At 35.8% G+C, this 11,723-nt stretch carries 12 protein-coding genes; 2 read left to right on the top strand and 10 right to left on the bottom strand.

All coding sequences use genetic code 11. The annotated features are described in order from the left end of the window. Entirely contained in the window at positions 1–894 is an 894-nt protein-coding gene (locus tag FLS47_RS04800) for a DMT family transporter (protein ID WP_149913251.1), read from the top strand. A 38-nt stretch (positions 895–932) separates the two neighbouring features. Here FLS47_RS04800 and mnhG read toward each other — a convergent pair whose 3' ends face one another. From mnhG to FLS47_RS04760, 8 genes are all read right to left on the bottom strand, one after another. Continuing rightward, complete coding sequence (gene mnhG / locus FLS47_RS04795; RefSeq protein WP_149913250.1) at positions 933–1,358, bottom strand: monovalent cation/H(+) antiporter subunit G; 426 nt, start codon at positions 1,356–1,358, stop codon at positions 933–935. Next, a complete protein-coding gene (locus FLS47_RS04790; protein WP_149913249.1) occupies positions 1,351–1,623 on the bottom strand; it encodes a monovalent cation/H+ antiporter complex subunit F in 273 nt (90 codons plus the stop codon). Before FLS47_RS04790 ends, mnhG begins: the two co-directional genes overlap by 8 nt. After that, positions 1,620–2,096: a Na+/H+ antiporter subunit E gene (locus FLS47_RS04785; protein WP_149913248.1), complete on the bottom strand. Its 477-nt coding sequence runs from the start codon at positions 2,094–2,096 to the stop codon at positions 1,620–1,622. The genes FLS47_RS04790 and FLS47_RS04785 overlap by 4 nt, the downstream gene beginning before the upstream one ends. Before the next feature lie 4 nt (positions 2,097–2,100). Further along, positions 2,101–3,609, bottom strand: a complete 1,509-nt coding sequence (locus FLS47_RS04780; protein WP_149913247.1) for a proton-conducting transporter transmembrane domain-containing protein — start codon at positions 3,607–3,609, stop codon at positions 2,101–2,103. Further along, entirely contained in the window at positions 3,606–3,962 is a 357-nt protein-coding gene (locus FLS47_RS04775; protein WP_149913246.1) for a Na+/H+ antiporter subunit C, read from the bottom strand. Before FLS47_RS04775 ends, FLS47_RS04780 begins: the two co-directional genes overlap by 4 nt. Then, on the bottom strand, positions 3,962–4,387 hold the full coding sequence (locus FLS47_RS04770) for a Na+/H+ antiporter subunit B (protein WP_149913245.1): 426 nt from the start codon (positions 4,385–4,387) through the stop codon (positions 3,962–3,964). The genes FLS47_RS04775 and FLS47_RS04770 overlap by 1 nt, the downstream gene beginning before the upstream one ends. Position 4,388: 1 nt before the next feature. Further along, positions 4,389–6,704 carry a putative monovalent cation/H+ antiporter subunit A gene (locus FLS47_RS04765; protein WP_149913244.1) on the bottom strand — a complete coding sequence of 772 codons (2,316 nt, stop codon included), beginning with the start codon at positions 6,702–6,704 and terminating at the stop codon, positions 4,389–4,391. Between the two features lie 98 nt (positions 6,705–6,802). After that, the gene (locus tag FLS47_RS04760) at positions 6,803–7,420 is read right to left on the bottom strand and encodes an alpha/beta hydrolase (RefSeq protein WP_149913243.1); all 618 of its coding nucleotides are present in this window, start codon (positions 7,418–7,420) and stop codon (positions 6,803–6,805) included. A 98-nt stretch (positions 7,421–7,518) separates the two neighbouring features. Between FLS47_RS04760 and FLS47_RS04755 the strand changes: the two genes are divergently transcribed. Further along, complete coding sequence (locus FLS47_RS04755) at positions 7,519–9,054, top strand: IS1634 family transposase (RefSeq protein ID WP_149913242.1); 1,536 nt, start codon at positions 7,519–7,521, stop codon at positions 9,052–9,054. Here FLS47_RS04755 and FLS47_RS04750 read toward each other — a convergent pair. Both FLS47_RS04750 and acs read right to left on the bottom strand, forming a co-directional pair. Beyond that, positions 9,031–9,429, bottom strand: a complete 399-nt coding sequence (locus FLS47_RS04750; protein WP_149913241.1) for an alpha/beta hydrolase family protein — start codon at positions 9,427–9,429, stop codon at positions 9,031–9,033. The two genes, FLS47_RS04755 and FLS47_RS04750, sit on opposite strands and share 24 nt — an antisense overlap. A 283-nt stretch (positions 9,430–9,712) precedes the next feature. Continuing rightward, positions 9,713–11,629 carry an acetate--CoA ligase gene (gene acs, locus FLS47_RS04745; RefSeq protein WP_149913240.1) on the bottom strand — a complete coding sequence of 639 codons (1,917 nt, stop codon included), beginning with the start codon at positions 11,627–11,629 and terminating at the stop codon, positions 9,713–9,715. Positions 11,630–11,723 lie beyond the last annotated feature (94 nt).

The raw sequence follows: 11,723 nt of genomic DNA, 5'->3' as shown, positions 1-11,723 counted from the left end.
ATGAATTTTTTTACGCGCAATCGTAATTTGTTTATTTTACATTTTACGGTGCTTATCTGGGGATTTACTGGTGTCCTTGGATCTTTAATTTCTACACCCGCACTTCAATTGGTATGGTATCGCGTTCTTATCGCTGCTATTACATTGATTGGTTATCATTTTATCATTCGAAAAAAGATGATAGTCCCGACTAAGGATATCTTAAAGTTTATGGGGGTGGGCTTACTAGTTGGCTTGCATTGGGTATTGTTTTTTCAAGCAATTAAAGTGTCGACGGTTTCCGTTACACTGGTTACTTTATCATCTTTGACACTGTTCACCTCGATTCTTGAACCATTATTTTATCGTCGAAAATTGTCTATTGGTGATATTATCGTGGGAATTGTGATCATTTTTGGTATTTATCTAATTTTCAAATTCGAATTTCAATATTGGTTGGGCATATCATTAGGACTTTGCGCAGCACTGTGCGCAAGTATTTTTTCTATTCTAAATGGAAAAATGGTGCAAAAAACGAGTCCCAGCATTATTACACAATATGAAATGATCGGTGCTTTTATAGGCGTATCAATAGTTTTGTTGGTTACAGGACAATTTGATGAGCACATGATTTTGTCAAGTAAAGACTTTTTCTACTTGTTTATATTGGGTAGTATTTGTACAGCGCTTGCGTATGTATTAGGTGTGGCCGTCATGAAAGAATTGTCTGCTTTCACGGTAGCTTTAGTGACCAATTTAGAACCTGTTTACGGGATTGTACTTGCGTTCTTTTTTATTGGTAGTACAGAGAAAATGAGTGTTGGATTTTACGCTGGGGCGATCATTATATTGAGTGCTGTATTTGTTTATCCTACGTTAAAAACTAAAATTCAAAACTTAAGAGCTGCAGTATAAATAGTAAATAGAAAAGTCAAACTTTAAGTTTGACTTTTCTATTTAGTTTCTTCTTCGGTATCGGCGATTTGATCGGGCTCATCTCCGCATATTTCAGCCATATTTACTTGTTTTTCATTTTTCAACTCATGAGTTTCCTTGTCATACATGCCATTCAACTCATCAATAATTGTCTCTTTCCACAATGGCGTACCTGTGAAGTATGCTGCACGACCTATCATATGCGCAGCAATTGGCGAGGTGATAATTAAGAAAAAAGTTATGGCAATGGCTTTAGTACTTACTGAAATGTCAGGAAATATTATCGCAGCACATAACAGGAGTAAACCTACGCCCATCGTTGCTGCCTTTACCGTAACAGAGAGTCTCAGGTAAAAATCTGGCATACGCAGAATACCCAAAGACGCAAAAAATATAGACAAAGCACCTATTGTGCTTAAAATACCAATTATAATATCAATCATCTTCTCTTTTTTCAATGTAAAACGAAAAGGCTACTGTTCCCAAAAATGCAATAAGCGCCAACATTATCGCAACATCCAATAATACTTTCTGGTTAGAACGTATTGTGAAAATCGTAATAATTCCTATACCAATCGTAATTATCAAATCCAGCGCAATTACACGATCCACTACTTTAGGACCTTTGATTAGTCTTATGAATACCAGAATAACTGAAATCGTCAGTACGGGCAGTATAAAATAATCGAAATATGCTTCTAATGTCATCGTATTGCCTCCAATAATCTACGTTCAAGTCCGGTTTTCATATCCCTCACAAATTTCTCTGGATTATTCAAATACATCACATGGATGTACATTGTCCTTTTGTCATCACTAATATCCACAATTAACGTTCCTGGTGTCAGTGAGATCATTGTAGATAGTAAATTGATTTCTGTATCGGTTTTCGCATTCAGCGGGAATTTTACAATTCCAGGCTTCATAAAATATTTAGGTGTCATTACATCATACGCAACTTGTACATTTGCTTTGATCATTTCCCAAATAAAATAAAACACAAAACTAATAATACGCGGCACTTTGTAGAAGTAACTTCTATCGCCATCCGTACGATTCATGATCCAAAGAATCCCAAATCCTAGCATAAAACCAAAAACAAAATTGGTATAATACATGGATCCCGTTAGTGCTACCCAAATGAACGATAGCAGTAAGTTCATCAAAAACTGTTTAATCATACTACTAATTTTGTTTACCTAATACTGCCTCAACATAAGCTGAAGTGTCTATCAATTGATCCGAAATCTTATCGACCAATTGAACTATAACCTCCGCATTTAAACCTACGTAAATCGTGATTGCACCCAACAAGCCAATAGGCAATACCAATAATATTTTTCTGACTAAAGGCATGGGTTCGAATTTATCTTCGATTTCAGCACCTACCGGAATATCTTTCCAAAATACCTCTGACCACATTCGTGCAATGACGAATAATGTCACAAAACTACCCAATACTAATGCAGCAATAAACGCATACTCTTCTAAATTAAACGCTTCTTTGAATAAAAATATTTTGGGCCAGAATCCCGATAATGGCGGAATGCCTACCAAAGAAAATAGTATAAGGGCGATAAGTAAGGAGATTTTAGGGTATTGCGCATAAATTCCTCCTAACACTTTCATATCCATTGTGCCACGCATTTGACGAATCAATCCAGCTATCAAAAACATGTTTGTTTTTACTAAGATATCGTGGAACAAATAAAATATAGTTCCCATCAATGCTACTTTAGTAAACATACCTATCCCTCCGAGCATAAAACCAATATGACAAACGATAAGGTACGAAAACAAACGTCTAATATTAAGCTTGATTAAAGCGCCCAAACTTCCTGTTATTATTGTTAATACGGCTAATACCATTAACAAATTGCGAGTGAATTCATCTGGTATAAAGATCAAACTGAATACACGCAACATAGCATAGATTCCGACTTTGGTTAACAAACCCCCAAAGGTAGCAGCTACCGCTGAAGGAGGTGTATGGTATGAAGAAGGAAGCCAATAATATAATGGGAATACGGCTGATTTAATACCAAAACCCATTAAAAAGAATGTAGACGTAATACCAATCAAGAATTGGTTGTCGACCAATTTAATCTTTTGCGACAGGTCCGCCATATTCAATGATCCCGTTATTCCGTATAAAATACCGATTCCTGTTAAGAAAAATGTGGAGGCTAATATGTTAAGAGCCATATATTTTACGGCGCCTTCAAGCTGTGTTTTACGGCCTCCTAAAGTCATTAAAACGAAAGAAGATATGATAATGACCTCAAACCACACGTATAAATTGAATATATCACCTGTTAAAAACGCACCGTTCAAACCCATTACCAAGAAATGGAAAATAGGGAAATAGCCATAGAGCATTCGCTGTCTATTGATTCCTGTTGAAGAAAATAACGATACCGCCAATCCCGCAATTGAGGTTATTAATACCAATGTACTGCTTAATAAATCGGCGACAAAGACAATTCCAAATGGAGCATCCCAGTTGGAAGCATTTAATGTCAGGATGCCTTGATCGTAAACTTTTGACAACAAACGTATAGAAACAAGTACACCTAGAAATGAACCTATTCCACTGATGAAACGCTGTGTAACTGTTTTTCGCCATGTAATTAATTGTAAGATGGCGGTGAATAAATGTATAAATACCGGACCTAAAATGTGGTTATCAATCATATATCTTCCTCCTCCGGTGTATTTAAATCGTCCAAATCATCTGAATCAACCAAAGCATAGACTCTTTTGAGTAATACAATAGCAAATGCTGTCAAAGCGAAACTAATTACAATCGCCGTCAATATTAAGGCTTGAGGAATCGGATCTGCATAATTATCTTGAAACATTTTAGCAGCTTCATCGATCACAGGAGGCTTTCCTTTAGTAATACCTCCCAATAAAAAGATGAGGATATTAGCTCCTGTTCCCAAAAACATAATTCCCAACAAGAGTTTCACCATACTTCTTCGCAGAATGAGGTAGACTCCAGCGGAATACAATAAACCTATTAATATGATAAGTAATAACTCCATTAATTTTTCTCTTCTAAATTATTAAGGGAAATGGTAAATAGGATCGTCAAGACCACACCAATAACTACCAAATACACCCCTAAATCAAAAAATATAGACGACCCAATCATTCCTATAAAAGGAATTGGCTCTTCAAACCACAATCCTGTCATTGGCGGATAGCCTAATAATAAGGGTATGGTTACGCTCAATGCTGAGGTGCCTAATCCTATTGGGATCAATGATAGCGGTTTTCTTTTTAAAATTTTCATTGTTGACTCCGTACCATTTGCGAAACTATGTAACACAAAAGCAATAGACGCAACGAGCCCACCGACAAATCCTCCACCAGGATAATAGTGTCCACGCAACAATAAGAACACAGAAAACAAAAGTAAAATCGGGAGCAAGTATTTTGTTGCAGATTGTAATATAGGACTCTTCATATTATTCTTTCTCCGTAGATTTTAAGCGTAAACGAATCAAACTATACACTCCAATTGCTGCTATACTCAATACTACAGTTTCGAACATCGTGTCAACTCCTCTAAAGTCTACTAATATTACATTAACAACGTTTTTACCTTTTGCTAATAAATAAGCATTTTCTCCATAGAAATCTGATATCTCTGCAGAAATAGGTTCTGACCATACTTTCAAAGCAACTAACGATAAAATAATACCGAAGCCCGCTGCTACAAAAGCATCTCTCACCAATACCGCTTTACTTGTTAAATTGATGAATGGAGGAAGTTTATACAATACCAATACAAAAAGTACAGTACTTAATGTGTCGATTGTAAATTGAGTCATCGCTAAATCTGGTGCACTGTAAATCACAAATATCAAACAGATACAATAACCGATGACACTCATCGCTACTACAGCTGTCAATCGGGATGGGGTAGTGACCACAATATACACCGCACCAATTAATATAATAACAATTGCTATCTCATACCAATCTGGATAGGTTAGTGTCCAAATATCGAGTTTGATAGGTCCGCTCAACCAAAGTCTATATGCGATTAATGCTTCCGCAAAAAGAATAATTTTCAGATGATACGATCTCAAATACCCATTGTGAAATAGATTTGTATACCATTCGGAAAATCTTAATATATCATTCGCGTAGCCCGTAATAACACGTTGAGGGGAGATGCTATTTAATTTCTCAACAGCTTGTAGCCTTGACAAACTAGGTTTGTTAATCCAATATACTAATGCACCTATCGCAAGCGTTATAAGACTTAATATTAAAACCGTGTTAAACCCATGCCATACTTTTAAGTGTGATTCTGTGTCTTGTCCCCAAATAGCATTTGCAGCAGCAGTTGTAAGGTAATCACCAGCAAATGCAGGTAAAATCCCGAAGAAAACGCCACCTATAGCCAATATCAGTGGTGGAATCCACATTGCTTTGTATGGTAAATGGACTTTCTCAAACTCTTGAGGAAGAGCACCGACAAATGGTTTTATACCTGCCATAAAACCGGCAGCCACCAAACCAATATTGGTTACTACAGCCAAGCCTGTCAAAATCCAAACCCATTCTGGTAGGCTATAATGTAAAGTAGCTTCGTAAATTAGATCTTTGCCAATAAATCCAAACGTAATAAAGGGTAATCCAGCACTTGATAATGCTGCAAGAATTCCAGCTAACGCCACAGGTGCAAGTACTTTCCGAAGTCCCGAGAGTACGGTAATATCGCGTGTATGTGTTTCGTGATCAACAATACCCGTCACCATGAATAAAGTTGCTTTGTAAAGTGCGTGTGCTAAAATAAAAACAGCTACTGCGACCATCGCTTCTTTTGTGCCCAAACCCAATAAAAAGGTCAATACGCCCAAGGCTGATATCGTCGAATAAGCCAAAATAGCTTTCATATCAATTCTGAATAGCGATTGAATAGCCGCATAAAGCATCGTTATTCCACCAACTACGATTAAGGTTGTATTCCAATAGGGGTGGTCTCCCAAAATCGGAGTAAATCTTGCCAGTATAAAAATACCGGCTTTTACCATCGTTGCAGAATGTAAGTATGCCGATACTGGAGTTGGTGCTTTCATCGCTCCTGGCAACCAGAAATGGAATGGGAATTGTGCTGATTTAGTAAAAGCCCCAACAAACAATAATCCGATTATTAAAGGATATAATTGATGATTTAATATAACGTCGCGATGGTCGATTAGTTCTGAAATAGTATAAGTTCCGGCAACATTTCCCAACAGCACAAGTGCTAGCAGCAATAAAAATCCTCCAAAACCTGTAATTCCTAACGCTGTTAATGCACTTTTTCGTGAATCGGCACTATCGTTATTGAATCCTATTAAGAAAAACGAACTGATACTGGTGAGTTCCCAAAATACAAATAACAATAAAATATTGTCGGAAAGAACTACGCCCAACATAGCGGACATAAATAGCATCAAGTAACCAAAGAATCGATCAAAGTAGGCGTGTCCCTTAAGATAAGCGCGCCCATAAAAGAAAATACAAGCACCAATTCCTGTTATTAATAGGGCGAATAATAGGGATAATCCATCCAGATTAAAGTCAAAATTTACACCTAGGCTTGGTACCCAATTTATTTGTTGCACCAATGTACTACCACTAGAGATCAAAGGGATTTGGTAAGCAAAATAGAGAAATAAAAGTGTAGGAAGTATGGGGAGTAAAATACTCCATTTGGCTTTAAATTGCCTTCCAAAAAAAACTAAAACAAGTGAAAATATTAATCCTGATAATACTGTTAATAGCATTTACAAATTATTATGGATTTACGAATTCCATAAAAATAGTAAAATTACGTGGTTTTTGAAGCGTTAAATTGTCGATTTTTGAATTTTTGTGTCTTAAATTACCAATATTTATTAATAAACTTTAAAAGTTTTGGATACAAATCTGCCAAGTCTGAATCGAAAAGAATATGGAAAGAATTTGGATATCCATGGTATTCAGAAGGAATAGATAATTGTTTGAGTTTATCATCCAAGTCTTTGGAATGGTCTTTGGGAACTACAGGGTCTAAGGCGCCATGAAATGAAATTGTTGGTTTTCCATTGCTTAAATTTATGCTAGCATATGGGCTGAAAGAGCTGTATAAATCCTGATTCCATGGTTTCCCAAAAAGTGGATAAAGTAAATCTTCTACGCTAATGAATAATCCCAAATTGTAAGAATCATACCATTCCTTTGCGTCAAGTCGTGATGGTACGAAATAATTTCCAACAGAACGGATAACTTTCGATGTATCATATTTATACGCATACATCATGGATAGATGTGCGCCAGAACTCGCACCTACCAATGCTATTTTATTGCTTATATTAAATTTTGTGGTGTTTTCTAAAATAAACGAAATAGCCTTACTTACATCAGTAATTTGGTCTTCTATAAAAACGGATTGTCCATCGATGTAACGGTAATTTATGTTAGCAATTGCAATCGTTGGATCTAGTTCCTGACTTTGACACATTTAATTATGTATTTTCTTAATTCATTGAAAAATAAGGTTTTATAATATTTATTGTTGATTTTTTGGGTGACCCAGCTGCAAATATTATATATTGTATAATGTTTGTTCGTAAAAAAAATAATGCAAGTGGTGTAATCAGCATTCAAATTTTAGAAAAACGTAATGGGAAATCTCATTTAGTAAAAACTATTGGTAGTAGTAGCGATTCTGATGAAGTTGAATTACTATTTCAAAAAGGAAAACAATGGATTAAACGCTATAAAGGAGAAATTGATTTATTTGACCAATCGAATATTGATGAGTTAGAAGAGAATGCAGTCAATGATTTCTTATCAAACATCGAAAGTGTACTTATCAATGGCACTCAACTTCTCTTGGAAAAAGTGTATAATTCAATCGGTTTTAATGATTTATGCGACGACATTTTAAAGCATCTAGTTACAGCTCGATTAAGCCAGCCCTTAAGCAAATCAGGCACAGTAGCTTATTTAAAGGCTCATTTTGATGAGGATATCCATTATCAAAAGATATATAGATATATGGATAAGCTATATAATAGCAGACAAGATGAAATTCAAAGAATTAGTGTAGAACATACACGCAAAATATTAGGTGGAAGTATCGGTTTACTGTTTTATGATGTTACAACATTATATTTCGAAACAGATCATGGAGATGATTTAAGAGAAAAGGGATTTTCTAAGGACGGAAAACATGCACAACCCCAGATAGTATTGGGGTTATTAGTAAGCCGAGATGGTTATCCACTTTCTTATTCGATTTTTAATGGATCACAATACGAAGGAAGAACTATGATTCCCATTGTGGATGATTTCATTCGCAAGAACAATTTAGATGATTTTGTTATTGTTGCCGACTCAGGTTTATTGAACAAGCGAAATTTAACTCTTCTGGAAGCATCTGGTTATAAATATATCTTAGGAGGGCGGATAAAAAGTGTATCGGATAAGGAGAAGGAATGGATATTATCATTAGAGAGAAAAGAAGGTGTATTTCACGAGCGCACAGTAAATAATCATCGAATAATTATAGGATATTCAGAAAAGCGAGCAAAAAAAGATCATTATAATAGAGAAAAAGGTATAAATAGGCTAAAAAAGGAGTTTGGTAGAGGCAAACTAACCAAAGACCATGTTAATAAAAAAGGCTACAATAAATTCTTAGAACTATCAAATGATATAAATGTCAAAATTAACGAAGAGAAGATTAAGGAAGATGAAAAGTGGGATGGACTAAAAAGTTATATTACCAATACAGATCTCCCCGCTACTGAGGTTTATGAACAATATTGTGGATTATGGGTTATAGAACGTGCTTTTCGAGTAACTAAAGGAACAATCGAATTACGACCGATGTTTCATTTTACACCCAGAAGAATTGAAGCACATGTAGCTATATGTTTTGTAGCTTACAAAGTATATAAAGAGTTAGAAAGAATAATTAAAGTAAAAAAAATTGACCTTAGCGTTGACAAGGTTATAGAAATAGCGAAAACAATTACAACCATTAAAATAAGGTTACCAAATAAGAATAAAACGCTAAAGAAAACTTTATTGATAACACCATTGCAACAAAAAATTGCATCATTACTAGATGAAAATATAAGTCATTGATTTGGGTGACCCAGTGTCAAAGTCAGGAGAATCATACCATTCCTTTGCGTCAAGTCGTGATGGTACGAAATAATTTCCAACAGAACGGATAACTTTCGATGTATCATATTTATACGCATACATCATGGATAGATGTGCGCCAGAACTCGCACCTACCAATGCTATTTTATTGCTTATATTAAATTTTGTGGTGTTTTCTAAAATAAACGAAATAGCCTTACTTACATCAGTAATTTGGTCTTCTATAAAAACGGATTGTCCATCGATGTAACGGTAATTTATGTTAGCAATTGCAATCGTTGGATCTAGTTCTCTTATGGCAGCGATTGATTCGTTCAATTCTGATTTATCACCACTAATCCATGCTCCCTCCATGTATCATTACAATAACTTTAGTATTGATATTCCTATTCTCAGGTAAGTACAAATCTAACTTGAGACGATTATGATCCCCATAAGATGTGTCTTTGATTTCTTTATAACTTGTTTCAACAAATGGTGCGTCATAATCATCATCTTTACATGAAGAAATTAGAAATACGATAAAGAGAAGATAAAAGATTTTTTGCATACTAGGTATAATGTACACGAATATACATTATTTTAATAAAAGTTTATAAATCAAAAGGATAGCTTTTGGCTATCCTCTCTGTTTTATTTATTTTTTTAAATTTTGAGCTCCTTCAATAATTTTTTCAACCACTGTAGGGTCTTGTAATGTAGAAGTATCTCCCAAACTTCCCAAATCATTTTCAGCTACTTTGCGCAAAATTCTACGCATGATCTTACCCGAACGCGTTTTTGGTAAATCGGATACGAATTGGATAATATCAGGTTTTGCGATAGCGCCAATCAAACGTGTCACTGTTTGCAAAATATCTTGACGTGTTTTCTCTGCATCGATGTGATGATTTGCAATAACATAGGCATATATTCCTTGACCTTTTACTGGGTGCGGATATCCTACAATCGCAGATTCTACAACATCGGAGTGCATATTAATCGCATTTTCAACTTCAGCTGTACCAATACGGTGTCCAGAAACATTCAATACATCATCTACACGACCAGTAATACGGTAGTAGCCTTCAGGACTACGGTAGCAACCATCCCCTGTGAAATACATGTTTTCGTATGTAGAGAAATAAGTTTGTTTACAACGCTCGTGGTCACCCCAAGTAGTGCGCAACATGCCTGGCCAAGGGAATTTGATGCAAAGATTTCCAGAAACATCATTTCCTTCAATCTCTTTTCCATTTTCATCCATCAAACACGGTTGTACACCCGGAAGAGGTAATAATGCATAGCCTGGTACTTCTGGAGTCACACCTGCAATAGGAGTAATTAAATGACCACCATTTTCTGTTTGCCACCATGTATCTGCTATTGGACACTTTCCTTTACCAACTTTGTCTTTGTACCAATGCCAAGCTTCTTCATTGATCGGTTCGCCCACTGAGCCCAATACGCGCAATGAAGATAAATCTTTTGAATCTAAATATTCATCACCAAATGCCATCAACGAACGAATAGCTGTTGGCGCAGTATATAAAATATTTACCTTGTATTTGTCTACGATATCCCAATATCTCCCCGCATCTGGGAAAGTTGGAATACCTTCAAACATCAATGAAGTAGCCCCCTGTGAAAGTGGTCCGTATACTATATAACTATGTCCTGTAATCCAACCTATGTCAGCAGTACAGAAATAAACTTCACCCTGTTGATATTGGAACGTATTAGCAAATGTATAGCCCGTGTAAACCATGTAGCCAGCAGTAGTGTGCACAACACCCTTAGGTTTGCCAGTCGAGCCAGAGGTATAAAGAATGAATAACGTATCTTCAGCATCCATTTCTTCAGCAGGACATGCAGGGTTTCCTTGTGTTTCTACTTTCTTGATTTCATCTTCCCACCATACATCACGACCTTTCAACATCGAGATAGGCGTACGAGAACGTGTCAATACGATCACTTTGTCTACTGATTTACATTGCATTAATGCATCGTCAACAATAGTTTTTAGTTCTAACACTTTATTACCACGGAAACCGCCATCTGCAGTGATAACCAATTTACATTCAGCATCATTGATTCGGTCTGCGATAGACTGTGCGGAGAATCCACCAAATACAACAGAGTGAATTGCCCCAATACGTGCACACGCCAATACAGCAATTACTAATTCGGGTACCATCGGTAAATAAATACACACACGGTCACCTTTTTTGATGTTGTTGTTTTTTAGGACGTTAGCGAATTGCTCAACTTTACTCAAAAGTTGTTTGTACGTCAATATACGATGTGCCTCTGATGGGTCGTTAGGTTCCCAAATAATAGCTGGCGTATCGCCGTTTTTGTAAATATGTCTATCAAGACAGTTTTCGGTAATATTTAATTTACCACCTTCAAACCATTTGATGTCTGGTTCTGTAAAATTCCAATTTAGGACGTTAGTCCATTTTCTTTTCCAAAAAAAGTTGCTTGCAACATCTCCCCAAAATTCCTCTGGATTTTCGACACTTCTCTTATAAGTGTCCTGATACTCTTCAAAAGTTTTAATTTGAAAACTCATCTCTCTTACGCTTAAATTTCTATAGGTTTATATTCTTATTATACTTAGTTATCTATTTCAGACATTCATTTATTCAATGTGGTAAAACGCCTGA

The organism is Sphingobacterium cavernae (genome assembly GCF_008520265.1).
In the GTDB taxonomy this organism is placed as follows: domain Bacteria; phylum Bacteroidota; class Bacteroidia; order Sphingobacteriales; family Sphingobacteriaceae; genus Sphingobacterium; species Sphingobacterium cavernae.
The sequence above is the reverse complement of the archived record's forward strand: the minus strand, read 5'-3'. Positions and strand labels throughout refer to the sequence as shown.